Here is a 26407-nt window from a genome sequence, read left to right on the forward strand (position 1 = left end):
CCACCCATCGCTAATTGATGCCGCCCCCTCAGGCTCATTTATTAAACTAGATTTTGACTTTATAAACGGCAAAATATCTAAGCATCCCGTGCTGCAAAATAATTTGGGTCCTGTAGGAAAATTCAATCTTGAAGGAGGCAACAGAACAGCATCCGACCATTTAATAAGATCCCGTAAAGATGGAAGGTTCTTGATAAGCCTCTAAATCAAGCCCTGAAGGGACGCAATCTAACTGTATCCCGTGAAGCGAGATGACGATAACAAGAGGAGATAAAGCCCTGAAGGGGCGAAATATGTTAGCCTCCCCTGAAGGGGGAGGAATTAAAACCCGGTATAAATGAAAGCCCTGAAGGGGCGTAATTCCCGCTCTGCACCCATCGCTAATTGATAAAGTCCCCTCAGGCTTATGCATTAAACTAGATTTCGACTTTATAGATGGCAAAATATCTAAACAACCCGTACTGTAGAATAATTTGTGCCCAGCAGGAAAATTCAATCTTGAAGGAGCCAACAGAACAGCATCCGACCATTTAATAAGATCCTGTGAAGATGGAGGATTCTTGCTCCAATGAAAACAAGCCCTGAAGGGGCGAAATATGTCAGCCTCCCCTGAAGGGGGAGGAATTAAAACCCGGTATAAATGAAAGCCCTGGAGGGGGAGGAATTAAAACCGGGTATAAATGAAAGCCCTGAAGGGGCGTAATTCCCGCGGAGAGTTTGCATCCTTTTCTTAACCTATTTTTAAAACTTAATTTCTATTGGAATGATAAAAAAACCCTTCCGGATTCCGGAGGGCACTGAAAAACTATCTCTTTTGAGATGAACTTATTGAAGCGATCAAGCAAAAATCTATTTTTGACTCGATCGCTTTTTTATTTAGGATTTCCGGTGGCGGTTTTTTTATTGATGACCAATCCCTTAGGATGATTAATCTGAGCTCTTAAAGCTCATTTTATTTCGAATCTGAAACTTATATGGTTAATTTAAGGATTCTCTTAAGGTTTACGGTGAATATTGCCAAAGCCCCCTGCATTTGCATGCTATTAATGCCATATGCTATAGCACGATCATAACCGTGAACATTTTTTAGTTCGCTATTTTTAGCCTCGATCTTATAGCGGTGTTTAGATTTTTCTTTATAATATTCAGACTCCTGAAACACTATCTGTTCCTGGTGTAAGCTTGACTTTATAGAGACCGAATAAGTTTTAGTTTTAGCTCCCGGTTTATAACAGCCATCTCGTAATGGACAGGTCTTGCATTTCTCTACATCAAAATAATAAGTATCTACCTGGTTCTTGCCTCGTTCCTTTTTCCCTTGTCGTGCTTTTCTGATGGCCAGGTGTCCTGCCGGACACACAAACATATCAGCATCCTTGTTATAATCAAATTTATCCTCATTCTTTCTAGAGCCTTGTGCGATTGCAGGGTTCAGCTTTGCTACGATTTTAATATTCTGATCATCTTTATCCTTGAGCTTAAGGTTTTCCTTACCTGAATATGCGCTATCACCAATTACTGTATCCACCTGAATTCCATTGTTCTGGCTTATTTTTACAAGCATTGGCAACTCAGGACCATCACCTTTTTCACCCGAGGTGACAACTGCAGCCGTAATAATGCGTTCCTCTGTCATGGCCAGATGGGTCTTGTAACCAAAGAATTTACTGTCAGCTGATTTATGGCCGGTTTTGGCATCTGTATCCTTAGAAAGAATGTAGTTTTCCTGGGTATCTTCCACAGTCTCCTTTAACAGGTTCAACTTCTCTTTGACTGCAGGAATTAAACTTAATGTTTGGTCTGATTCAATACACTTCTCCAGTTCCTTGCAATAAGCAAGTTCCTTTTCCAACTCACCCGAAGCGTTCTTTTCCGGGAAGCGTTCTTTCATATTTTCATCTACAGCGTAAACCACTTTGCGAAGCAGCTTTGAACGCTCTCTCAGGACCTCAAGTGCTGAATATGGATTTGATCTGGATAGAGAATGTGTGGCATCAACAATAAGGGATTTAGATGTAATGATTCCCTTTTCAATGGATATTGAGACAGTTTTATTTATAAGCAGATTCAATAAATCGGTATCTTTTAAACGCAGCTTACGAAACTTAGTCAATGAACTGGAGTTTATGACTGCATCCTCGGGTGCCATTTCAAGGAAATATTTGAAGGACATATCATATCTGGAACGTTCAACTACATCAACATCTGAAATGGTATAGATCGTTTTTAATAGTAAATACTTGAACATCCGGATAGGACTTTCTGCGTTACGCCCATTATTTAAACAATAGTTGTTCACTAGTTCATCGTAGATGAAAGTAAAATCTATTAATTCGTTGATTTTTCTAAGAAGATTATCTTTGGGTATAATTAAAGCATATAAATCAGAATATGCACTTAATTGCATTTTTTGCTGCGGTAACAACATATGGGAGACATTAGAAATCAGTCATGAAAATACAAAAAAGGAGCGAAACCATTATGATTTCGCTCCTTTTTATTTATCCTAAAATGTAATTATTTAGAGGACTTTTTCAGTGCCCTCGGATTCCGAAAGGGTTTTTTATTTCAACAATATTAGGTGTCTATCCCAGTGCTACAAGGCTACCACCAATAGCGGCTCCGGCTGAAAGAACAGCACTGGCAACCAGCCACCAGGCTGCTGCAGCGGCATTCTTCCTGGTATTCTCTGCCTGGATGACCGCTTTTCTTTTGAGGTTCTCGACTCTTCGGTTGGCTTCATCCTCCACCTCTGTGATCTTTTGAAGCACGTTGTTCTTCGCATCCTCATAAGACTGCACCACTCTATCTATATCTCTTTGGTCAATATTGGTATTCGCGGTTACTGCGGAAACAATTGTATCCCTGTCCATTCCTGAAAGTTTTCTCTTAAAGCTTGACAAGGCATTCTCACCGCTTCCACTACCGGCACCCATACCTATCTTATTCTGGAAGTAACTGGTAAGCCTGGAAAAATCAATATCTGGCTTTCCGTTGCCGTTCAGCAGCTTCGAAACCTCTCTTTCCAGTTTCATCTTAAGATTTGTAGCATCATGCATCACCCCATCGACACTACTACCTGCCCCGCTGAATTGAGAGATCACTTTTTGAAGCAGCTCTTCCACTTTATCTGCATATTTCTCTATTTGCTGCCTGTTCAATGCAGTATTTGCAGCCAGGACATCGATAATGGTCTTGCGGTCTATCTCGCCCATTTTGGAAGCTAACTTTCTGCCTTCCACTTTGGGATTATTCACAACACTCATAATTTGCTGCTCTATCTGGTCTCTGTCCATATCCTCAGGAGTGGCTTTAGAAAGGATATCCTTGATCTTCTCAATATATCCATGTACTTCCTCCTCCTCTGCCGGGGTGAATTTGGCTACTACCTTCTCCAGCTTCTCTTCTTTGGTATCACCTTCGCCATAGGCCTGCTTAAGTTCATTTTGAAGTTGCTTTAGTTGCTCTACCTTTCCTTTATCCTCAACGTTTGCCTCATCTCCCGAAGCCTGTTCGATGGCCCTGGTCATTACCTGTTGTATAGCCATCCATTTCCCGGGGCTGCTACTGCTGCTGGTTTGCTTTTGAACCTTCTCCTGTCGCTGGTCAGATTCCCTGGTGATCTTCTCAGTCCTTTCATCAGATTCCCGGGTGATACGTTCATTTCTTTTATCAGATTCTTCAATTATTTGTTTGATATCATTCTTTACCTTCTCATAATCTGGTACATTTCTGTCTACTTTAGTAAAGAACTCATCAATAGTATCGTTGATAACCGTGGGATCAAAACTCGCACTAAAGTCCTTTCGAATCTTATCCACAGTATCTTCAGCAACATGCTTCATTTGAGTTTCGGGCGAGGTGGCAAACATGCTCTTCACTGCTTCTCCAGAGGCTCTAAGACCCGAGGTAGCAGTATTAATAAGACCTCCTATTAAAGAATTTACAACTTTACTTTCAAGATAGAAAAGCAGGATAAAAAAAGTGGCCCAAATTACAAGTCCCAGAGTTATCGCGATTACCGGGCTTGCAATAAGTGCGAGGTTTATTGCAAGCGCCGTGGCTCCAAAAAGGGATATGATAGTAGTAAGCACACTCCAGGCCCCAAAACCGGTAGTGATCATTGTGCCGGTATCCATCCCATCATCATCGTCATCGTCACGGGTTACATCGTGATCTAAATCGTGAAGATTATCTTTCCTGTTTGGGTGATACTTACCCTTTACATATTTCTCCTTGATATCTCCAATAGCCGTAATCCCTGTAGCTACAGAGAGTGCGGTAAGTATGAACTGGAAACCCATCGCCAGGACCACCCCTGCTATAACAGCTATGAAAAAATGTGGGGTGATTATCGATTCTGCTATGTAATCCACTTCCCGCTCCTGTGCCTGTAAAACCAATGGCCCCAGTAATAACATAATACTCATTAAATTTCTTCGTTTCATTTTCATTTTGATTTAAGTTAGTATTCGGCTTTCTACTAGTTACAGCTTATTTAGAATTTTTGATATTTAAATAAAGTTAATTAACAAAGTTTTACCCCCTCAAAAGCACTGATTATAAACGAATTAACATTAAGTTAATAAGTATGGATAAAAAATAACCTCACATGATTTCCCACAACAATTGAATGTTTATTTTTAATCACTCTTAAATTCTAGAATTCTTTTTTATGAAACAGTATCATGACCTCCTGCGCCACGTATTGGAAAATGGAAATGAAAAAGGTGACCGCACAGGAACGGGGACCAAAAGCGTTTTTGGTTATCAAATGAGGTTTGACCTAAGCGAAGGTTTTCCTATGGTCACTACCAAAAAATTGCATTTGAAATCTATCATTTACGAATTGCTCTGGTTTTTAAATGGTGATACCAATGTGAAATATTTACAGGAAAACGGGGTGAGGATCTGGAATGAATGGGCCAATGAGGAAGGGGAACTGGGACCTGTATACGGCCGGCAGTGGAGAAACTGGAACAATGAGGAGATTGACCAGATTAAAGATGTGGTGGAGACCTTAAAAAATAATCCAAATAGCAGGAGGATGATGGTAAGCGCCTGGAATCCTTCTGTATTACCAGATACCTCAAAATCTTTTGAAGAAAATGTGGCCAATGGAAAGGCAGCCCTACCTCCCTGTCATGCTTTCTTTCAATTTTATGTCGCTCCCCCTTTAAAAAAAGGTGGCAAACCAAGACTTTCCCTACAGCTCTATCAGCGTAGTGCCGATATTTTCCTGGGAGTACCTTTTAATATTGCATCTTATGCTCTGTTCACAATGATGATGGCACAGGTATGTGATTATGATTATGGTGATTTTATTCATACATTTGGAGACGCACATATTTATAGTAATCATTATGAACAGGTGCAGCTACAGCTTAGCCGGGATCCACGGCCGTTGCCAACAATGAAAATCAATCCCCATGTTAAGGATATCTTCAGCTTTAAGTTTGAAGATTTCACGCTGGAAAATTACGACCCGCACCCGCATATCAAAGCAAAGGTAGCTGTCTAAAAATTTTAATTTTTTATGAGAATTTTCAAAGCACTTATCGTATTTGCCTTATTTACAAACTTTTCTTTTGCCCAGGAAAATACCACTGTGGAAGGAAATAAAGTTACCCAAAAAGAAGTGGCCCCAATCTGGCCGGGATGTGAAGACAGTGAATCCACTAAAGAATGCTTTAATACCAAAATGAATTCCTTTATAAAGGAGAATTTTAGTTATTCCCAAAACGATGCAGGAGAATGGGTACGGGGAAAGTCCACTGTTTCCTTTACTGTTGATGATACCGGAAAGGTAACCAATGTGGAAACTGAAGGGCCTGAACCTATTGTAAACAAGGAAGTGGAAAGAGTGGTGAGATCCTTTCCTAAATTAAAGCCGGGAATGCGCGGTGAAAATCCCGTAGCCATTAACTATCAAATGTCCTTTAATTTTTAAATACTTCCAATATAAGTCGTTATAAATAGCGGTAAAAATTTAAAACGGGAGGGAAACTTCCCGTTTTTTTTTTACAATCCCTGGTAATTTTATTTTTCCTTTCCTACGTGAACCACCAGAGAGCCTACTTTAACTCCCCTTAACTCATGTTAGTTCAAGCCGTTCTTAAAAAATTGTAACTTTGGTAGACAGGCCTATAGCTACCTTTTATGATCACTGAAGAAACTTTACTGAACCTATTTACTGAAACGCGCAGGGATACTGAGAAAATCTGTTCCCACCTGGAAACCGAAGATTACGTGGTGCAACCGGTGGTTGATGTCTCGCCTCCAAAGTGGCACCTTGGACATACCACCTGGTTCTTTGAAGAATTCGTGCTGAAGAAATATGCTGAAGGGTATGAGCTATTCGATGATAATTCAGCTTTTGTATTTAACAGCTACTATGAAAGTGTAGGGGAAAAAGTTGTGAGAACAGACCGGGGAAACCTAAGCAGGCCAACAGTCGCCTGGGTGTATGAGTACAGAAAGTATGTTACAGATGCCATACTGGAATTCTTCAGCAAAAGAAAATTAAACGAGGAGATCAAGGAAGTCCTGGAAATAGGTTGCCATCATGAGAAGCAACACCAGGAACTACTTCTTACAGATATTAAATATATCCTTGGAAATAATCCCCTGCTCCCCTACTATAGTGGAGACTTTATTGAGAATACCGTTGAGGAGAATAAGCGGGAGTGGATTAAAATAGAAGAAGGCATCCATGAAACCGGACATAAAGGCGACAGCTTTTCTTACGACAATGAACGGAAACGGCACAAGAATTATCTACAAGAATTTGAAATTTCCAACCAACTCGTAACAAATGGAGAATATTTGCAATTCATGGAGGCCGGTGGTTACAAGGATGTGCTGCTCTGGCATGCCGAAGGATGGGACTGGATACACAGTGAAGATATTATCGCTCCCTTTTACTGGCACAGGAAACATAACGAATGGCATCAATATACAATGCAGGGGCTTCAAAAGCTTGATCCTGAAGCGCCCTTATCTCACATTTCTTATTATGAAGCTTTTGCATATGCACAATGGAAGGGTTGCAGGTTACCCACAGAGTTTGAATGGGAGGCCGCAAGCGAAAAGTTTGACTGGGGACGGCGATGGGAATGGACAGAAAGTGCATATTCTCCCTATCCCGGGTTTAAAACAGCTGAAGGTGCACTGGGAGAATACAATGGCAAATTCATGGTAAACCAGAAGGTTTTAAGGGGAGGCTCTGTCGCTACCTCCCAAAACCACACAAGAAATACATACCGAAACTTTTTTCATCCTCACCTGCGCTGGCAGTTTACAGGGATAAGACTGGCAAAATAACCTATCAAAAAAATGAGAACACAGCACAAGACTACCTTTGCCTCTTCCTTTGAAGAAGACTGCTACAATGGCTTAACCAGTTATCCAAAATACCTGTTATCCAAATATATCTATGACCAGAAGGGTGATAAATTATTTCAGGATATTATGGACCTGCCGGAATACTATCTCACCAATTGTGAATATGATATTTTGCAAAGGCATACATCTGGAATTGCTGCGCACCTAGCCGGGCCCAATGGTTTTGACCTTATAGAACTGGGAGCGGGGGACGGTAAGAAAACCAAGGTCCTTTTGCGGCATCTGGCAGAAAAAAATGTGAACTTCAATTATCTCCCCGTTGATATAAGCGAAAACGTACTAAAGGAACTCGAAAATTCTTTAAAAACTGAACTTCCCGAAGTCTCAGTGAACATCCAGCAGGGTACTTATTTTCAAACCCTTGAAAAACTGGCAAATTACAGCTCCCGAAAAAAGGTGATTATGATGCTTGGATCCAACATTGGTAACCTCTTGCACAAGGATGCCATCAATTTCCTCAAAAATATTTCGGCTGCAATGAGTGAAGAGGATATGTTGTTCATGGGCTTTGACCAAAAGAAGGACCCCCAGATAATCCTTGATGCCTATAATGATCCCACAGGAGTAACGGCGGCCTTTAATAAAAACCACCTGGTGAGGATCAACAGAGAGCTGGGAGGGAATTTTGACACAGATTCCTTTATGCATTGGGAAACCTATGATCCCGAGTCTGGAACCGCAAGAAGTTTCCTGGTAAGCATGATCGAACAAACGGTTAATATAGATGCTCTTGGCCTGGAAGTGCATTTTGATAAATGGGAAACCATTCATACCGAGATCTCTCAAAAATATGATGACCAAACAGTGAACTGGCTTGCAAAGGAGGCCAATCTTAAGCCGGTTGAATTCTTTACAGATGAGAGGAGTTATTATAAAAACTATATTTTTATGAAGATCTAGCCCTTATAAAGCCTTATTATTTAAGAAAAACCACAGGTAAAGGACCCTAAAAATAATTGATCAATGAAAGCGATTTGGAATGGTACTATAGTAGCAGAAAGTGATGATACGCGCATCGTGGAGAACAATCATTATTTCCCGAAGGAATCGATAAATGATGAGTACTTCAAGTCCAGCGACACTCACACCCGTTGCCCCTGGAAGGGAAAAGCTCATTACTACAACCTCGAAGTCGATGGAAAGATGAATAAAGACGCAGCCTGGTTTTACCCCGATGCCAGCCATGCTGCAAAACCAATTGAGGGTTATGTGGCGTTTTGGAAAGGGGTTGAGGTGAAGGAGTAGTCGTTAGGTGGTTGTAGGTTGTAGGTTGTCTGTTGTCTGTTGTCGGTTGAAAAGGTTGTAAGTTGTAAGTTGGAAGTTGTAGGTTGTAAAAAAGTGGAGAGTGGAAAGTGGAGAGTGGAGAGCGGATAGTCAACGCGTGTTATGCTGTAGGGGTTGGGCTTGCCCCCACCCGAAATTTGTCGGTTGTAGGCTGAAAAAAGTGGAATGAAGGAAAGTGGAAAGAGGATAGTTGGGACGTGGAAAAAGGTAGAATGTTGTAAAAGGTGTAGGTTGTAGGTTGAAAAAAAAGTTGTAGGTTGTAGGTTGTAGGTTGTAGGTTGTAGGTTGTAGGTTGTAGGTTGTAGGTTGAAAAAAAGTTGTCGGTTGTAGGCTGAAAAAAGTGGAAAGAAGGAAAGTGGAAAGAGGATAGTCGGGACGTGTAAAAAATGGAAGTGGTAGATTAAAAAATGTTGACGGTTGTCGGTTCAAAAACCACGAAACATTGCATCTCAACGGCTGCTGTTTTTTCTCTTATCTCTAATCTCTTCTCTTGGTTCCTGGTTCTTGTCTCTCGATTCCAGTAACAAACTCCAGACTCCAGATTTTAGACGCTCCCTTTCAACACCCTCAACAGCTCCTCCAGTTCCTCCTCTGTGTTGAAGTAATGAAAACTTACCCGTATCCCCTCCCCTCTTTGGGAGCAAATAATGTCATTGCTTCTTAATTGGTTGAAGAGCTTATCATCTCCTTGTAGATTGAAGATAGAAGAATGAATTTTCCTTTTGACAACTCTATCTTCCAACAGGTTCATTTTCGTGAATTCTTCCTTTGCTTCCCCGGCGAGGTTTTTCACACGTTCTTCCACCACCTTCATCCCAACATCCTTAAGCAGCTGTAGGGCCACTTTTAAGCTTCCGTAGTTTAGGGTATCCTGGTGGCCCGGCTCGAACTTGCCAAGGAAATTTCCTTCCTGTGCCTTATATTTCCCCTGCAGGGAATTGAATCCGGAGGTTTTTGGGGCGATCTTATTGGGGGCAGATTCACTAAAAAGTATAAAAGCATTTCCATATCCCGCATTTAGCCATTTATAGGTGCTTGTGATAACCACATCCAGGCCGGAAGCATCGAAGTCAAATATCTCTGTACCGCAAAACTGGGTACCATCTGCAACAAAAAGTGTTTCGGGATAAAGTTGCTTCAGTTTTGAAAGAAAGGAGATTGGCAATTTGATTCCGCTTATATACTGTACTAAACTAAAAGCAAAAACATCTGGGGTATTTGCCTTAAAAGCAGTTTCAATATGCTCTTCCAGGTTTTCATCTATAACAGCATAATTTACTTCAAAATCCCTGGATGTTACAGCCCAGTTGATGGAGGGATAATCCTCATCCAGAAGTAAGACCTTTTTACCTTTTTCTATACCCTCCAGAAGGGTATTAAAGCCGTAAGAAAAATTGGGCACCAAAGCCACCCGGTTAGCAGCACAATTAAAGAAATTACCCACTGTTTCTCTCACTCCTGCAAGGAGTTTGCCTTGTTTTTCCTTTAAAATGCTTGCTGAAACCAGGAAATCCAGATCGTGCTCCTGCCTGAAATCAAATACCTTTTCTGAAAGCAGCCCCGAGGCTGCAGTATTTAAATAGACATATTGCTGGAGTACAGGGAAAGGTTTTCTTAAATTCTTCATAAGCATTTTAACATTGGAGTAAAAAATCTTTAAATTTGAGTAGATACTAAAGTACTTCTTATTATGTTTTCTAAAAAGAAAAACCCCTCCAAACTAGATTCTGAACAACGTGAACTTTATGAGAATGCCCGGCGCAGGACTCTACAGAAAAAGAGATTATTCCAGCATTTTGTAGTTTTCCTTGTTGGCGCAGTATTACTTATAGTGGTGAACGTTGTAATTGGATATAAGGAGGAATTTACCCCGTTGGGTTACAACTGGTTTGTATGGGCTATTTTAATATGGACCTTCTTCTTTCTCATTCACCTTATCAATGTATTTGTAACCAGTAGTTTTATGGGTAAGGAATGGGAGCAGAAACAAATGGAAAACCTGGTAAGAAAACAACGGGAACGTATTGAGGAGTTGGACAGAAAGGTTAAGAAAGACCATCCCGCACCTACAAAAAACCCCGATCCTGCCCCTGCCAGGGAAGAACCCCCCAGCCCAGGAATCCCGACCATCCACTAAACACATAAAATATGCTTACAATAATAGCTGCCGCCGCAGAGAATAACGCCCTTGGAAAAGACAATGATCTTGTATGGCATCTACCAGATGATTTCAGGAGATTTAAGAAACTAACCTCCGGCCACCATATCTTAATGGGAAGGAAAACTTTTGAGTCTTTCCCACAGCCGCTGCCAGACAGGACCCATGTTGTGATCACCAGGCGCGATGACTATAAAAAGCCGGGCATCGTAGTGGTGCATTCCCTGGAAAGAGCGGTGGAACTAAGCAATGAAGATCCCCAGCCATTTATTATTGGCGGCGGGGAGATCTATGAGATGGCGATGGATGTGGCAGATAGGATAGAACTCACCAGGGTGCATGGCAAATTTGAAGCCGACACATTTTTTCCTGAGATCGATGAAAATAAATGGAAGCTGGTGAGGGAGGAATTTCATGAGAAGGATGAAAAGCATAAGTATGCTTTTACGTACCTCACCTATGAGAGGAAATAACGATAACGCAAATATTATTCAAAAGATCGCTGCCGGTAACCAGCTGGAGGTAAAATCCTGCCGGCCTTTGGGAGGTGGAGATATCAACGAGGTTTACCTTCTTGAAACAGCAAAAGATAAGTTTATTATAAAATTAAATGACGCCTCTAGATTCCCCGGGATGTTCGAGGCCGAAAAAGAAGGCCTGGAAGAACTTTCAGCGGCAGGTGTGATAAAGGTCCCGGAAGTAAAAAAGGTTGGCGAAGAAAGCGGCGCATCATATATTTTAATGGAATATATAAATTCAGCCAAACCGCCTATAGATTTCAGCAGGAAATTTGGACAACAACTTGCAGCCCTTCATAAGACCACGGCAAAGGATTTCGGGTTTAAGTCAAACAATTATATAGGCAGCCTTCCGCAGTGCAACACCTCCTGCACAACAGCGGCAGAATTTTACATTACCCAGCGGCTGGAGCCTCAAATTAAAATGGCAAAGGATAAGGGGAACGACCTGGGAGATCCTTCAGCATTATACAAAAACTGTGAGGCATTAATCCCCCAGGAACCACCTGCCCTGGTACACGGCGATTTGTGGAGCGGAAATTATATGGTAGGCAACCGGGGAGAACCCTGTCTTATTGATCCTGCCGTTTCCTATGCTCCCCGTGAAATGGACCTGGGGATGATGAAGCTATTTGGAGGTTTTGACAAAGAGATCTTTGAAACATACGAGGAACATTTTCCTACAGAAGCCGGCCTGGAAGAAAGGATCCCGCTGTGGCAACTTTACTACCTGCTGGTACACCTCAACATCTTTGGCAGTGGTTATAGATCACAGGTCTCTTCTATCCTGAACAGGTACTCGTAATTTTACAAATCTTAACCCTAAATCGTTTTCTTTTAGGAATTTATTAACTCACATGCTTTTCACTGCTTGGTAACTTGTAGCAAAAATATATAACTATGAGTACGGAAAATTTGACGAGTAAAGAGGCGCTGGAAAAAATGACAAGTTTGGTAGATGATATCAAATTTACGATGCTTCTAACCGACCTTGATACACAACCCATAAGTGCGGTTCCAATGACCACCAAAAAAGTAGATGAGCACGGGGACATTTGGTTTTTAAGTGGCTTGAACAGTGACCACAATTCCAACATTGTGAAAAACCCAAAGGTACAGTTGCTTTACAGCGCTCCCGGTGACATGGAGTTTATAAGCATTTATGGAGATGCGACCATTTCTACAGACAAAGCGGTACTCGAAGAATTATATAATAAAAAGGATGATGCCTGGTTCACAGGAGTAGATGATCCAAATCTTACAGCAATAAAAGTAGTACCTAAGGAAGCTTATTTCTGGGATACCAAAGACAATAAATACGTGAGCCTGTTCAAAATGGGGATTTCAGCAATAACAGGCGATAAAGCAGATATTGGTGAAAAAGGAAAATTAAAGTTTTAACTGCGAAATCTCACCAACAGACCTCATAGCATATACATGTTATGAGGTCTTTTTTTTTATTTCTATTTTAGCCAAATCAAATTTCTACTATGAAAGCATATATTTTTCCCGGACAGGGAGCGCAGTTTACAGGAATGGGACTCGATCTATTTGAAAAATACCCGCAAGCCCGACAGCTTTTTGAAAGGGCCAATGAGATCCTGGAATTTCCTATCACAGACATCATGTTTAATGGTACTGCAGAGGATCTTAAGCAAACAAAGGTTACACAGCCTGCAGTGTTTTTACATTCGGTTATACTTAGCAAGGTGCTTGGTGATTCCTTTAAGCCAGACATGGTTGCAGGACACTCCCTTGGGGAAATTTCTGCACTTGTCGCCAATCAAACCCTTGATTTTGAGTCGGGATTAAAACTAGTTTACAAAAGGGCACTTGCCATGCAACATGCCTGCGAATTGCAACCCTCAACAATGGCAGCAGTGCTGGGCCTTGAAGACTCTATAGTAGAAGCAGTTTGTGCAGAGGTGGATGGCGTTGTGGTGGCAGCCAATTATAACTGTCCCGGCCAACTTGTGATCTCTGGTAGCGTTGAGGCAGTAGAGACCGCATGTGAAAAACTTAAAGAACGAGGAGCTAAAAGAGCTATGATCCTCCCAGTAGGCGGTGCTTTCCATTCTCCCTTAATGGAACCTGCAAGAAAGGAACTGGCAGCAGCCATTGAAAATACCACTTTTAAAACGCCTATTTGTCCAGTGTATCAAAACGTGACCACCTTTGCAGTTACAGATCCCGAAGAGATCAAGAAGAATCTTATTTTCCAGTTAACAGCCCCGGTGAAATGGACCCAAAGTGTACAAAATATGATTGCAGATGGGGCTACTCATTTTACAGAAGTTGGTCCCGGGAAGGTATTGCAGGGACTGGTAAAGAAAATTGACCGGAATGCAGAGGTAAGTTCAGCTGAAGTTTAAAATTCTGCAGGTAAATTCAATTGTTTTGCAAAAAAATTCATTGAATTTGCAAAGAAGGTATTGTTTTTGCTAACATTTTGAATAATTAATAATCAAAAGGGACCCCTACTACCTTCTTAATCCTCCTATACATGAAGAACTTTACTTTTGTTTACCTGTTTATTTTAATGCTGTCCCCTGCTGTAATTTTTGGTCAGGCTCCACAGAACATTAAGAAACTCGAAGAAAAATACACTGAATATTTTAAACTTGACAGGGAGGTAGTTTTTTTACATCTCAATAAAACTACGGTATTACCCAAGGAGAATCTGTGGATCTCTGCCTATGTCTATAATCCAAAGCTTCACCTCCCAAATAAGGAAACAGCCAATTTAAACATAGATATATTTTCAGAAGATGGTAAATTCCTGGATTCCAAAACTATCCTGGTTTCTGGTGGTAAAGGTTCCCTCTATTTTGATCTTGATCCAAATACTTTTGCACCCGGCACCTATTATTTAAGAGCCTCCACCAATTATATGCGCAATTTCGAGGAGGATCTCTCATATCTTCAATCTTTTACAATTTATGCAGAAGGTGAGCCACGGGAAAGAGCAAAGGAAAGTTTTGACCTACAGTTATTGCCAGAAGGTGGACATTTGGTCACAGGAGTATTAAGCTCTGTAGGTGTTAAGCTTATCAACGATAAAGGCAGGGGAACTTCTTTTACAGAAGCAAAGGTATTAAATTCTGCCGGCGTGGAAATAACCTCATTTGATTCCAACGATTTTGGAATGGCAAGATTTAATTTGACACCCCGTGAGAATGAAGCTTACAAAGTGGTTTTGACCACTGGAAATGGCGAGCAAATTTCGAAGAAAGTTCCCCAGGCGCAAATGAGCGGGATCGCCTTAACAAGCTATGAACGTAAGGATTTCTATATTTTCTCCCTTAAAACCAATGAGGAAACCAGGCAGTCGCTGGATGACAAGAAATTTTTTCTGGCAATCCATAAGGATGGGGCAATCAAAGATGTCGCCTTCCAGTTCCCTGAAAATAAACTGGAAGCTAATATTCGGGTGGAAAAAGATTCTCTTTTTACAGGGGTTAATACTATCACTGTTTTTAATGAAGCCCTTGAACCGGTCCTGGAGCGTCTTATTTTTAATTCCCGTGATCTAAAACATCTACCTGTAGCAGCTAAGAATACTGCCAGGCGTGGGGATTCTCTTAGCGTGGAACTCACGGCTTCCAGGCCATTGAACAACAATTCGATGAGCATTTCGGTGCTACCAGCGAAAACCCTGGCGTACAATGCAAATCATTCAATTGTTTCTGCTTTTTACCTAAAGCCTTATATAGAAGGAAGTATTGATCACGCTACTTATTATTTTTCCCCGGGAGAGGACCAAAGAAAGATGTACGATCTGGATCTATTATTACTCACCCAGGGCTGGAGCAAGTACAACTGGAACAAGATCTTTTCCAAACCTGCTCAGGAAATCTACGCTTCTGAAACCGGATTTAGCATAGAAGGAACTATTACCGGGCGAAATGCAAAAAAACACACCAGCCTTTTTGTTCGGTCTGAGGATTCCGGTCTTTTGGAATTTGTTGAGATCAATGAGGACGACACCTTCCGGGTGGATAATCTTTATATTGAAGATAGTACCGCACTGGCAATTGGCCTGGTAAACGAGAGGAATGATAAAATAACCAAACCCAGGGTATCATTTAGAATTAGTCCGGTAAAAACCAGGCAACAACCCCTGGCTGCTTCAAAGATGTCAAAAACTTTTCCGGTAGAGGAGACATATACCAATAGAGACAGGATTGACTTGATAAGTAGTGATGTATCACTGGATACTATTTCTCTTATAGGTATAAAAAAGGATAGTCAAAAATTTCGAAATGAAAGTAACACCTTTCAGGAAGAAGTTGCTATCACAGATGATATAGCAAGCCGGTATTTTTATGTTACAGATCTTATTGCAAAAAAGGGGTTTAGAGTTATAAGAACCCCCACCAGTGTAGAGATTATCAATAATATTCCATTCAGTTTGAATGGCAATCAAAGCCCGTTGATTATATTCAATGGAGCTCCTATGGTAAATGGAGCCGAGATGTTAATTGACCTGCAGACTTCACAGGTGGAATCAATTGTTATAAATAAAAGAGGAGAAGGCTATGGTATGCAGGGTGGAAACGGGGTTATTAAGGTCGTAACCAAAAGAGGAGCCGGCACGACGCAGTATTCAGATACGATGTTATCAATAATTGCCGATAATGGATTTAGCAAAGACAGGGAGTTTTACACCCCCCGGTATTCCTCTTATACCTCCCAGGCTTATGAGGAATTTGGAACTATTGACTGGATCTCAAATCTAAGTTTGGATGCTGAAGGTAAGGCACAATTCAAGATCTTAAACACTCTACAGCCAGAGGTAAAGATAATTATTGAAGGAATAAATTCTGAAGGTTACCTAATATCGGAAGAGTTGATGGTAAAGACAATGTAAAGAGGTCTTAAGCATAAAAAGAAATCCTGATCTGCTTCGATCAGGATTTCTTTTTATGTTTAGATTATACTAGTTCTTATAAACCTTCCCCTCTTTCATTACGAATACCACCTCTTCCATTGTTTTAATGTTTTGGGTAGGATCTTCCTGAACTGCAATAATATCTGCAAAGAAACCTTTTGCTATTTGTCCGCTTTCAGTCTCCATATTTAAAATAATCGCAGGGGTGATAGTGGCACTTTGTATGGCTTCCATAGCAGGCATACCGGCTTCCACCATAAAACCAAACTCCTTCGCATTTTTACCGTGTTCGAATACCCCTGCATCTGTTCCAAACGCTATTGGCACCCCTCTTTTATAAGCCCTGCCAAACATATCCTGGATCTTAGGTCCTATTTCCCTGGCTTTGGGAACAACCAGCTCGGGATAGTAATTTTCAATTTCAGATTTTTCTGTTACTTCCTTTCCGGCGGTAATGGTGGGAACCAGGTACGTATTATGCTTTTTCATAAGGTCCATAGTTTCCTCGCTCATTAGTGTCCCGTGCTCAATTGTTTTCACACCGCCTTTAATAGCCCTTTGCATTCCCTCATCGCCATGGGCGTGAGCGGCAACATGAAAACCATAATCGGCCGCAGTTTGGGTGATCATTTGAATTTCCTCTATGGTAAATTGTGGATTGGAACTGCTTTTTGCCACACTTAACACACCCCCGGTAGCAGTGATCTTAATAAGATCTGCCCCGTTCTTATACTGTTGTCTTACGGCCTTCCTTGCTTCATCGGGGCCGTTCACCACCCCATCTGCAGGGCCGGGATTACCCATAAGGCTTTTCCTCATCCCACTGGTAGGATCGGCATGTCCGCCGGTAGTAGCAATGGATTTTCCTGCTGTAAAAATACGTGGGCCTGGTACTTTTCCTTTATTGATGGCATTGCGCAGAGAAATATTCACCCCGCTGCCACCAAGTTCCCTTACACTGGTAAATCCTGCCATAAGGGTTGTTTTGGCAAATCCAACCGAATTAAAAGCATCATCTGCCGGTTCATTGGTGTACCGCTCAAGATATTTATTTGGATTGGTCTCACTTTCAAGGTGTACGTGCATATCTGTAAGCCCTGGAAGTACTGTCATGTTCTTCAGATCGATAAGACTGTCAGCAGAATTTCTAGGTTGTATATACCCGTTCTCAACACTTTTGATCCTCTTATTAGATATGACAATGGTCTTTTCCGCCAGGACCTTTCCGTTTTTTGTATCTACCAGCTTACCGGCATGAATATAAATGTCCTGTGCGGCAGCAGCAGAGAACAGGAAAATGCCGCAAACGGAAATAAGGAGGGATTTCATAAAAAATAAAAATTAGGAATTTATAAAGTCAATAACGGTTTTGCTTATAAGTGCAATTTGATCATCTGTAAGTTCGGTATGCATAGGCAGGGAGATCACCTCTTTCACCAGTTGATTGGTGACAGGGAAATTCTCCTCTTTATACCTCTCATCTTTGTAAGCCTTCTGGCTGTGAAGTGGGATGGGGTAATAGATCCCACAGGGGATACCTTTTTCATTCATATGCTTTACCAGCTCATCTCTCCTACCATTGGTGATCTTCAGGGTATACTGGTGATAAACATGGGTATCACATTCTCCCTTACGCAACGGGATCACTATATGTTCCTGCCCTGCGAATGCCTCATCATATTTAAGGGCCGCCTCTTTTCTGGCTTCGTTATAAAGATCGAGATTGGGAAGCTTTGCCCGTAGCACCGCCGCCTGGAAGCTATCCAACCTGGAATTGACCCCTACCACATCATGGTGGTACCTCTCATACATCCCATGGTTAACTATGCCCCTAATGATATGGGCAAGGTCATCATTATTGGTAAATATAGCACCTCCATCTCCAAAACACCCAAGGTTTTTAGAAGGAAAGAAAGAGGTAGAAGCCACATCTCCTATAGTTCCTGTTTTATAGGTCTTTGCTTCCCGGGAATGGAACTCGGCCCCAATGGCTTGGGCATTATCCTCGATAACGTAAAGGTTATGCTCTTTGGCTATTTCCATGATTGCATCCATATTGGCGGTTTGGCCAAAAAGGTGAACAGGAACGATAGCTTTGGTTTTAGGGGTTATTGCTCTTTTTATAGCTTCAGGATCAATATTGAAGGTATCGGGCTCCACATCTACCAGCACCGGGGTAAGTTGCAGGAGGGCAATCACCTCAACAGTAGCCGCAAAGGTGAAATCTGCTGTGATAACCTCATCCCCGGGTTGCAGCCCCAATCCCATCATTGCAATTTGCAGGGCATCTGTACCATTGGCACAGGGAATTACGTGTTTTACATCCAGATATTCTTCCAGTTCCTTCTGAAATTTTTGAACTTCGGGCCCATTGATAAAGGCTGAAGTTTCCATGATCTCCTGAAGCGAAGTGTTTATTTTATCCTTTATTTGCTCATATTGACCCTGAAGGTCAACCATTTGGATCTTTTTCATTTATATACTTTTGAAGTCCCACGAAAATACAAAATATCACCCCCATCACCAATGCTATTTTCAGGAAAGAGGTATTTTAGCATTTTAAACCTTTAGTCTTGCAAAAAATCTACAATATAGCTTCACAATTCGTACAGGCAGCACTTCCATTAAGCGGGATCTTCAGTGAGAAAATGAAGTTATTTGTGAGGGGCAGGAAAGAAAGCTTTTCTATTTTAAAGAACAATATACAGCCGGGAGAGAAGGTGATCTGGTTTCACGTAGCTTCTCTTGGCGAATTTGAACAGGGGCTCCCCATAATGAAGGTTGTAAAGGAGCTTTTTCCTGCTCACAAGATCCTGGTGAGTTTCTTTTCACCTTCAGGTTATGAGAATAAGAAGAATGCTTCTATTGCAGATGTCACAGTTTACCTGCCACTTGATACGCCGGGAAACGCACGAAAATTCCTGGACCTTGTGAATCCCTCGCATGTGATTTTTGTGAAATACGACTTCTGGCCAAATTATCTTTACGAGCTTCAAAAAGGGAGATACCAGCCATATTGGTCTCCGGCGGTTTCCATAGGTCACAGATCTTTTTTAAGCCTTATGGGGAATGGATGAGGAAATCCCTCAAAAGTTTTGATCACTTCTTTGTTCAAAACGAGGAATCAAAAGGACTGCTGGGATCCATAGGTTTCACCAACGCAACAGTAAGTGGGGACACTCGTTTTGACCGGGTAGCCGGGCAACTGGAGATGGATAATACGCTGGACTTTGCCCCGGTTTTTATCAATGGTAAACAATGCATCGTAGCGGGAAGTACCTGGCCAGAGGATGAGGACCTCCTGGGGGACTTTATAAATTCCTGTGGGGAAGAGGTGAAGATTATCATAGCACCCCACGAGATCAAACCTGAAAAAAACAGAAAGTTAAAAGAGAGATTTAGTGGTGCCATGCTATTATCTGAAGCCAACAGTACAATCCTTAAAGAAAAACGCCTGTTGATCATTGATAATATTGGGATGCTTGGAAAATTGTATAGTTATGCCGATGTTGCTTATGTAGGTGGCGCAGCGGGAAAAACCGGACTTCATAATATCCTGGAACCGGCCACTTTTGGAGTCCCCATTGTCATAGGTAAGAATTTCGACCGGTTTCCTGAGGCCCAACAACTGCAAAAACTGGCAGGACTTTACAGTGCAGCCACAAAAGAGGAACTAAGTGAGGTTATGGAAAAGCTCCTTCAGCAAAAGGATTTCCGGGAAAAGACAGGAATGATAGCAGGTCATTTTATATCTTCTGGCAAAGGGGCGACGGCAATTATTACATCCTTCATTAAAGAAAATTACGTTAAAAGTTCTTAATTTTTCGGCTAAACCTTAAATTTTAATTTAATTTATATTAAAGTATTCCAAAAGGGTGATTTCTGGAATTAATTAAATAGTAATTTCGACTCATAGAAATCATAAATAATGATGAGTATGAAACGTGCTATTTTATTTACGGCCCTTGCCTTACTCTCTGCCGGAAGTATTCTTTCCTGCAGGGATGCAAATGACAGGGAGACTGTAGTAAGAGAAGTTGAAGTTGAAAGGACAGAACCTGTAGAGACCGAGGAACGAAAAGGGATCCTTGAGAGAACAGGAGAGAAAGTAGACCAAAAGGTAAATAAGGAAATTGATGAGGAAATAGATCGTATAGGAGACGATAATTAGGTTTATACCTAAATATAGATGCAGGCACATACCTTAATAAATTTGATAACCAATAACTTTAAAATCTAAATTATGAAGAAATCAATTTTAATATTAGCAGCTGCTTTTACATTTAGTTCATTCTTTACCTCCTGTAGGGAAACAACCAACAGGGGAAGCGATGTAGAGGTAACAGACGATATGGATGACCTGGATGATGTTGGGGATGACCTTGAAGATGCCGCCGATGATGTGGGAAGATCTATCGAGGAAGGGGCCAATGAGGTTGAAAGAGAAGTAAGAAGTGACGATTATTAAACGTCCTTAAGATATTGGAACCTGTTGTTAACCACCTGCAGGTTCCATTTTTACCGGTTATAACAACTAAACTTTAAATTATGAAAAAGCTTCTTTTATTACTCGCACTTACATTTTCTACAAGTGTAGTGTTTACATCCTGCAGGGATGACCGCTCAAGCGTTGAAAGAGCTGCAGATGATGTTGGTGACGCTATAGACGACGCCACAGATGAACTGGACTAACCATCCAACCAACTAAAACCGGAAAAGCCCATTCTTTAACCCAGAATGGGCTTTTTTAGTGCTTAAAAGTTTTGAATTCACTCTTGAGTTCTTCCATAGATTGCTGTAGTTGTTTCAACAATCCATTTTCTGAGGTAGCATCAAGACTAAAGGTGAGTTTACTGTTTACCTGCCAAAGTTCCTGTATATCGCTTACCAGGACTTCTACAGGAGGATATTCCTCGTTAATGGAGATCAATAATAATTTATAAGGATCCTCAAGCTTTTGCATCTTCTTAACAAGTACAGAGTCATAAAGCACCACCACATATATCCTGTTGGTGCTCACTTCGGTTAAGCTGGGCACTGCCTTTCCAAGTACCCATTCCCCCGGGCTAAGGTTTGGCATCATACTGTCCCCTTCCACCTGGAAGCCCCGGTATGTGGCATTCCTGAATTCTGGCAGGGGTATATCAAATGCCGGGAGTTGCTGGTACCATTCCACATCCTGCACGTTATGTGGATACCCCGCTGCGGCCTTTTGATTTACCAGGACAATATTCTCATTCTCACCACTGTTCACGGTGACCACCCTGGGGCTCACATCACCCTTATTAACAGGGAGATACTTCTGGCTACTGTCCCCAAACAACCAGAGGGGGTTCACCCCAAATTGCCTGAGTAATTCTGCCACAATTTTCCCCGATAATTTGGTCCTGCCACGTTCAATATCGGCCGTGGATTTTTTTATTCCAAGCAGGGACGCAAATTCTGCCTGCGTGAAATTATGGTCATCGCGAATTTCTTTAAACCGCTTAACCTCAAGTGATACGTCTGTTCCCATACCCAAATATACTTAAAAGCGGAATATATCCAACATATTAATTGGAATTTTTCCATAATGTAAATTTATAAATAACTGTATTTCAGTTAACTATGGCAAAGCTTTTGCACCGTATGTAAAAAACAGGCAAAGGAGAAGATTTTAAAAACAGTTTGCAGGGAGGGATCGTTGAAGGTTAGAAACTAATCATCAACTTGCTGAAAATGAGTGGATAAAATTGAAATTATTAAATTTATTGTAAGTTTTGTAACATTTCAGCTACTATTCACGTACAATTAATACAAGAGCTATTCACATTAAAAATCCAAGGAGAAGATAGATGAGACAACTTAAGATTACGAAGCAGGTAACAAACCGTGAAACTGCTTCGCTGGATAAGTATTTGCAAGAAATTGGAAAAGTTGACCTGATTACTGCCGATGAAGAGGTAGAGTTGGCACAACGAATTAAGGCGGGTGATGACCGTGCTTTGGAAAAATTGACCAAAGCAAATTTACGTTTTGTGGTATCTGTAGCAAAACAATATCAAAACCAGGGGCTTACCCTCCCCGACCTTATTAATGAAGGTAACTTAGGGCTTATAAAAGCAGCAAAGCGTTTTGATGAAACCCGTGGATTTAAATTCATATCGTATGCGGTATGGTGGATTCGCCAGTCTATTCTTCAAGCCCTGGCAGAGCAGTCAAGGATCGTAAGATTACCGCTTAACAAAATTGGCTCTATTAACAAGATCAACAAGACTTTTGCTTTTCTTGAACAATCTCACGAACGTCCTCCAAGTGCCGAGGAAATCGCGAAGGAACTGGATATGACAATTAATGACGTAAAGGAATCCATGAAAAATTCCGGCCGTCACGTATCTATGGATGCACCTCTTGTAGAGGGTGAGGATTCAAACCTTTATGACGTTCTGCGAAGTGGGGAATCACCAAATCCAGACAGGGAATTACTACACGAATCTTTAAGGACAGAGATCGAAAGAGCCCTGGAAACCTTAACGCCTCGTGAGGCCGATGTTATTCGTTTATACTTTGGATTAGGCGATCAACATCCTATGACGTTAGAAGAAATTGGAGAAACTTTCGACCTTACCAGAGAGAGAGTTCGCCAAATCAAGGAAAAAGCTATTAGAAGATTAAAACATACATCCAGAAGTAAGATCTTAAAGACTTACCTGGGATAATGCTGAAGATGACAACAGTTAAGTGGCGGAGTGATGACCGCCGCGTGAAATAACTGTTCGTTTTTTGATTGATGAATGAACCCCGGAGTGATGACCGGGGTTTTTCTTTTTATATAACTTCAACATTTCTTAAAAAATCTTTATTTTAGGCGTTTCTATTTTTTCCTCTAATCATGAAATACGCCATAAGCTATGTAAGTACCGCTTCTTCCAATCTCGGGGAAGAGGAAATTCAAAAAATTCTGGACTACAGCCGCAACTGGAATATGGATCATCATATTACCGGTATACTTTTATATTCTGAAGGAAATTTTTTCCAGGTTCTCGAAGGGGAGAAACAACTTGTAGAGGAGCTTTTTAAACGAATTAAAAATGATGCCCGGCATTATGACATCATAAAGATCTTTTCCAAAGATATCGTTGAAGAGAGATTCACAGGATATAAAGCCGATTTTATTTCAGTAGATTCCCGGTACAGGGAAAACGACCTTACTACCTACCTCGCCCAAATAGATAAATTAAATCCCGGCATTCAAACCTCTGTAAAGTATATTCTGAAGAATTTTTCTGAAGGAATAAAATAGAAGGCCTGCTGGATTTTTCTGTTAATATTCACAGGGGCCTCTAAATTTGTGTTAATCAACCGTAATTCTGCAGTTTCCTCTCTAATTCTTTTTAAATTTCTTAAAAAGAAGAAACATAAGAGACACCTATGGAAAAATCAGAAAAAATATTGGTTGCAGGAGCTTCAGGGGCGCTAGGCACCGAAATAGTAAAGATCCTAACCCGGGACGAGAGGCAGGTAAGGGTACTGACCCGCTCCAGTGAGGGAGCCTCAAAACTAAGCCCCTTCACAAAAGACATATGGAAAGGAAACGCCGGTGAAGCTCCGGAAATTAATGGGATCACCGAAGGTGTAGGCACTGTAATTTCTGCCCTTGGAAAAAGCGTAAGCCTTTTTTCACCAAGTGAAGAATCCTTTTTTGAAAGTGATTTTCTAGCAAATAAAGCTATACTCGATGATGCATTGCAGAATGGGGTAAAGCGATTTATTTATGTCTCGATTAAGGGAGCCGATGTTGAGGAGGATTACAGCATAGCAAAAGCGCATAAGTTATTTGAAAATGAATTAAGAGCCTCTGGTATTGAATATACTATTATAAGGCCGGTAGGATTTTACTCCGGGCTTAACGACCTTGCCATTATGGCCAAGCGTAAGGTTATACCCATCGTAGGCGATGGAAAGGCAAAAACCAACAGCATTCACCATGCCGATCTTGCAAAAGTTGTGGTATCTTACCTGGAAGACGGGCCGGAGATAATAGAAGTAGGAGGGCCAAATATTCATACCCGCCTGGAAATGGCAGAGATGATAAGGGATAAGATTGGAGGACAAATTATAAAAGTACCAAAAACCATTGCTGAGATGGGAGCAGAACTTCCAAAGATCTTTAGTGAAGGAACTCATGACAAGCTGGATTATTTTACCTATATCACCACAAACGATATGATAGGTGAGAGCAATGGATCAATAAGCTTCAGGGAATACCTGGAGACACTGGACCTAAATGATTTACCATAATGCCAGAAAATTTTGATGTAATAATAACCGGAAGCGGTTCCAATGGAATTTCAGCAGCAATATACCTTCAGCAAAAAGGAATAAAAACCGCAATCTTTGAGCAGGCGTCCACCCCGGGTGGGGCAACCAGGACAGAGGAACTTAGCCTTCCGGGATTTAAACACGATGTGGGATCGGCCATACTGCCAATGGGATATGCATCCCCGTTTTTCAGAAACCTTCCACTGGCTAACTACGGGCTGGAATGGATCTTTCCAGATATCCCCTACGCACATCCTTTTGCCGATGGGTCTGCACACGCAGCTTACCAGGATATAGATAAAACGGCCGCGCAGCTTGGCCGGGATGAGAATGCTTACCGGGACCTATTTACACCCCTGGTAGAAAACTGGAACAAGCTGGAAAATGATCTACTGGGTCCGCTGGGTATACCTGCCCATCCTATAGATTTTTTAAAATTTGGGCTAAAGGCAATCCCATCTGCGAGGATGTTGGTGAACCACTATTTTAAAGAGGAAAAAACCAAGGTTTTCTTTTATGGCTCTGCTGCCCACTCTACCCTGCCACTTACCAATATTGCTTCGGCTTCATTTGGTTTAGTGCTTACAACGATGGCCCACCGGTACGGCTGGCCATTTCCAAAGGGTGGTGCGCAAAATTTTACCAATGCCCTGCTGGAATATTATAAATCTCTTGGCGGCACATTGGTCCTGGAAAGAAATATAACGCACCTGGAAGAATTGCCACAGGCAGAAGCCTATATGTTTGATTTGACCCCAAAGCAGTTGCTAAATATTAAAGGACTCGACTTTCCCGGATTATACCGCTCCAGGATGAGCAACTACAATTATGGCGCAGGGGTTTTTAAAATTGACTGGGCCTTAAATGAACCCATACCATTCACCAATGATAAATGCAAACTGGCAGGAACCGTACACCTTGGATTCTCCCAAAAAGAGATTGAAGATTCTGAAGCCTTCATCCATAAGAAGAATATGACAGATACCCCTTATGTCCTGGTAGCACAGCACAGCAATTTCGATAATTCCCGTGCGCCAGATGGAAAATATACTGCCTGGGCCTACTGTCACGTCCCCAATGGTAGTATAAAGGATTATACCAAGATCATTGAAGACCAAATAGAACGTGCAGCTCCTGGATTTAAAGAGACCATACTAGCAAGATCCACAATGAATACGGTACAGCTGCAGCAATGGAACCCCAATCTTGTGGGAGGGGATATAAACGGTGGCCGGCAGGATATAACGCAACTATTCACAAGGCCAATAGTATCCCTATCCCCCTACTCTACCCCAGACCCCCGTGCCTATATTTGTTCCTCTTCCACTCCTCCAGGTGGAGGGGTACATGGAATGTGCGGCTTTAATGCAGCGAAAAAGGTGGTACAGGACCACTTTAAAGATATTAAGGTTTAACACTAATGAATTATTATGAGATATACCATTTGCTACGTAAGCACGGCCACTGCTAAACTGGATAAGGAGAAAGTAAGTTCCCTGCTTAAAAAGATCGAGGAAAGCAACAACAAAAATGATGTTAAGGGAATCCTCTTATATTCAGACGGGAATTTTTTTCACGTTATGGAGGGGGAAAAACAATATATCCTGGAATTATTTTCTGAAATAAAAAGTGACAGGCGACATACCAATATCATTCAAATTGTAGGTAAGGAGATGGAAACCACTGCGTTTGACGGATTTGTGACAGATATCGTAACTGATGAGAATAAATATGACTCAAAAACCTTTCAGGAATACCTGGAACCCCTGGAGGGAATGGATCCTAAGACCAAAGAGGTCGCAAAAAGAATGCTGGAGGTCTTTATAGAGACTTCCAATTAGTTTATTCTTA

The 26407-nt window shown here is 41.4% G+C and carries 25 protein-coding genes and 1 pseudogene; 20 read left to right on the top strand and 6 right to left on the bottom strand.

Annotated features, from left to right (window positions below):
• Nucleotides 1–970: 970 nt before the first annotated feature.
• Entirely contained in the window at nucleotides 971–2428 is a 1458-nt protein-coding gene (locus FHG64_RS05830; protein ID WP_139065236.1) for an IS1182 family transposase, read from the bottom strand.
• Nucleotides 2429–2585: 157 nt separating this feature from the next.
• Nucleotides 2586–4448: a hypothetical protein gene (locus FHG64_RS05835; protein WP_139065546.1), complete on the bottom strand. Its 1863-nt coding sequence runs from the start codon at nucleotides 4446–4448 to the stop codon at nucleotides 2586–2588.
• A 227-nt stretch (nucleotides 4449–4675) separates the two neighbouring features.
• Between FHG64_RS05835 and FHG64_RS05840 the strand changes: the two genes are divergently transcribed.
• From FHG64_RS05840 to FHG64_RS05860, 5 genes are all read left to right on the top strand, one after another.
• On the top strand, nucleotides 4676–5521 hold the full coding sequence (locus FHG64_RS05840) for a thymidylate synthase (RefSeq protein ID WP_139065547.1): 846 nt from the start codon (nucleotides 4676–4678) through the stop codon (nucleotides 5519–5521).
• 15 nt (nucleotides 5522–5536) lie between these two features.
• Nucleotides 5537–5950 (top strand): energy transducer TonB, encoded by a 414-nt coding sequence (locus FHG64_RS05845; RefSeq protein WP_139065548.1) that lies wholly within the window; start codon nucleotides 5537–5539, stop codon nucleotides 5948–5950.
• Between the two features lie 209 nt (nucleotides 5951–6159).
• A complete protein-coding gene (egtB, locus tag FHG64_RS05850; RefSeq protein ID WP_139065549.1) occupies nucleotides 6160–7323 on the top strand; it encodes an ergothioneine biosynthesis protein EgtB in 1164 nt (387 codons plus the stop codon).
• Between the two features lie 12 nt (nucleotides 7324–7335).
• Nucleotides 7336–8304: an L-histidine N(alpha)-methyltransferase gene (locus FHG64_RS05855; RefSeq protein WP_139065550.1), complete on the top strand. Its 969-nt coding sequence runs from the start codon at nucleotides 7336–7338 to the stop codon at nucleotides 8302–8304.
• Nucleotides 8305–8367: 63 nt separating this feature from the next.
• A complete protein-coding gene (locus tag FHG64_RS05860; protein ID WP_139065551.1) occupies nucleotides 8368–8649 on the top strand; it encodes a DUF427 domain-containing protein in 282 nt (93 codons plus the stop codon).
• A 583-nt stretch (nucleotides 8650–9232) separates the two neighbouring features.
• Here FHG64_RS05860 and FHG64_RS05870 read toward each other — a convergent pair.
• Nucleotides 9233–10315, bottom strand: coding sequence for an aminotransferase class V-fold PLP-dependent enzyme (locus FHG64_RS05870; protein WP_139065552.1), 1083 nt, complete (start codon nucleotides 10313–10315; stop codon nucleotides 9233–9235).
• A 63-nt stretch (nucleotides 10316–10378) separates the two neighbouring features.
• Between FHG64_RS05870 and FHG64_RS05875 the strand changes: the two genes are divergently transcribed.
• The 6 genes from FHG64_RS05875 (at nucleotide 10379) to FHG64_RS05900 (ending at nucleotide 16234) form a co-directional block, all read left to right on the top strand.
• Entirely contained in the window at nucleotides 10379–10825 is a 447-nt protein-coding gene (locus FHG64_RS05875) for a 2TM domain-containing protein (RefSeq protein WP_139065553.1), read from the top strand.
• Between the two features lie 11 nt (nucleotides 10826–10836).
• Nucleotides 10837–11319, top strand: a complete 483-nt coding sequence (locus tag FHG64_RS05880; RefSeq protein ID WP_139065554.1) for a dihydrofolate reductase — start codon at nucleotides 10837–10839, stop codon at nucleotides 11317–11319.
• Nucleotides 11285–12169, top strand: a complete 885-nt coding sequence (locus tag FHG64_RS05885) for a fructosamine kinase family protein (protein WP_246054309.1) — start codon at nucleotides 11285–11287, stop codon at nucleotides 12167–12169. The genes FHG64_RS05880 and FHG64_RS05885 overlap by 35 nt, the downstream gene beginning before the upstream one ends.
• Nucleotides 12170–12264: 95 nt before the next feature.
• Nucleotides 12265–12765, top strand: a complete 501-nt coding sequence (locus FHG64_RS05890; protein ID WP_139065555.1) for a pyridoxamine 5'-phosphate oxidase family protein — start codon at nucleotides 12265–12267, stop codon at nucleotides 12763–12765.
• Between the two features lie 89 nt (nucleotides 12766–12854).
• Nucleotides 12855–13736, top strand: a complete 882-nt coding sequence (gene fabD, locus FHG64_RS05895) for an ACP S-malonyltransferase (protein ID WP_139065556.1) — start codon at nucleotides 12855–12857, stop codon at nucleotides 13734–13736.
• 131 nt (nucleotides 13737–13867) lie between these two features.
• Nucleotides 13868–16234 (top strand): hypothetical protein, encoded by a 2367-nt coding sequence (locus tag FHG64_RS05900; protein ID WP_139065557.1) that lies wholly within the window; start codon nucleotides 13868–13870, stop codon nucleotides 16232–16234.
• A 69-nt stretch (nucleotides 16235–16303) separates the two neighbouring features.
• Here the strand turns inward: FHG64_RS05900 and FHG64_RS05905 are convergent, their stop codons facing one another.
• Nucleotides 16304–17584, bottom strand: a complete 1281-nt coding sequence (locus FHG64_RS05905; RefSeq protein WP_139065558.1) for a metal-dependent hydrolase family protein — start codon at nucleotides 17582–17584, stop codon at nucleotides 16304–16306.
• Between the two features lie 12 nt (nucleotides 17585–17596).
• The gene (locus FHG64_RS05910) at nucleotides 17597–18730 is read right to left on the bottom strand and encodes a DegT/DnrJ/EryC1/StrS family aminotransferase (RefSeq protein ID WP_139065559.1); all 1134 of its coding nucleotides are present in this window, start codon (nucleotides 18728–18730) and stop codon (nucleotides 17597–17599) included.
• Between the two features lie 173 nt (nucleotides 18731–18903).
• Between FHG64_RS05910 and FHG64_RS05915 the strand changes: the two are divergent.
• The 4 genes and pseudogenes from FHG64_RS05915 to FHG64_RS19145 all read left to right on the top strand — a co-directional run bounded on the left by FHG64_RS05915 (nucleotide 18904) and on the right by FHG64_RS19145 (nucleotide 20947).
• A pseudogene (locus FHG64_RS05915) lies at nucleotides 18904–20075 on the top strand (3-deoxy-D-manno-octulosonic acid transferase).
• A gap of 117 nt (nucleotides 20076–20192) precedes the next feature.
• Nucleotides 20193–20426: a hypothetical protein gene (locus FHG64_RS05920; RefSeq protein ID WP_139065560.1), complete on the top strand. Its 234-nt coding sequence runs from the start codon at nucleotides 20193–20195 to the stop codon at nucleotides 20424–20426.
• Nucleotides 20427–20498: 72 nt separating this feature from the next.
• On the top strand, nucleotides 20499–20723 hold the full coding sequence (locus tag FHG64_RS05925; protein WP_139065561.1) for a hypothetical protein: 225 nt from the start codon (nucleotides 20499–20501) through the stop codon (nucleotides 20721–20723).
• 80 nt (nucleotides 20724–20803) lie between these two features.
• Nucleotides 20804–20947, top strand: coding sequence for a hypothetical protein (locus FHG64_RS19145; protein WP_168191322.1), 144 nt, complete (start codon nucleotides 20804–20806; stop codon nucleotides 20945–20947).
• Between the two features lie 55 nt (nucleotides 20948–21002).
• Here FHG64_RS19145 and FHG64_RS05930 read toward each other — a convergent pair whose 3' ends face one another.
• Entirely contained in the window at nucleotides 21003–21770 is a 768-nt protein-coding gene (locus FHG64_RS05930; protein WP_139065562.1) for an XRE family transcriptional regulator, read from the bottom strand.
• A gap of 319 nt (nucleotides 21771–22089) precedes the next feature.
• Here FHG64_RS05930 and FHG64_RS05935 point away from each other — a divergent pair, with 319 nt between their 5' ends.
• From FHG64_RS05935 to FHG64_RS05955, 5 genes are all read left to right on the top strand, one after another.
• The gene (locus tag FHG64_RS05935; RefSeq protein ID WP_029035204.1) at nucleotides 22090–22953 is read left to right on the top strand and encodes a sigma-70 family RNA polymerase sigma factor; all 864 of its coding nucleotides are present in this window, start codon (nucleotides 22090–22092) and stop codon (nucleotides 22951–22953) included.
• Nucleotides 22954–23126: 173 nt separating this feature from the next.
• The gene (locus FHG64_RS05940) at nucleotides 23127–23537 is read left to right on the top strand and encodes a BLUF domain-containing protein (RefSeq protein ID WP_139065563.1); all 411 of its coding nucleotides are present in this window, start codon (nucleotides 23127–23129) and stop codon (nucleotides 23535–23537) included.
• A gap of 128 nt (nucleotides 23538–23665) precedes the next feature.
• Nucleotides 23666–24535 carry an SDR family oxidoreductase gene (locus FHG64_RS05945; protein WP_139065564.1) on the top strand — a complete coding sequence of 290 codons (870 nt, stop codon included), beginning with the start codon at nucleotides 23666–23668 and terminating at the stop codon, nucleotides 24533–24535.
• Complete coding sequence (locus FHG64_RS05950; protein WP_139065565.1) at nucleotides 24535–25971, top strand: phytoene desaturase family protein; 1437 nt, start codon at nucleotides 24535–24537, stop codon at nucleotides 25969–25971. The genes FHG64_RS05945 and FHG64_RS05950 overlap by 1 nt, the downstream gene beginning before the upstream one ends.
• 15 nt (nucleotides 25972–25986) lie before the next feature.
• A complete protein-coding gene (locus FHG64_RS05955) occupies nucleotides 25987–26397 on the top strand; it encodes a BLUF domain-containing protein (RefSeq protein WP_139065566.1) in 411 nt (136 codons plus the stop codon).
• The last annotated feature ends 10 nt before the right edge of the window (nucleotides 26398–26407 follow it).

The sequence above is a fragment of the Antarcticibacterium flavum genome (assembly GCF_006159205.1).
GTDB lineage: Bacteria > Bacteroidota > Bacteroidia > Flavobacteriales > Flavobacteriaceae > Gillisia > Gillisia flava.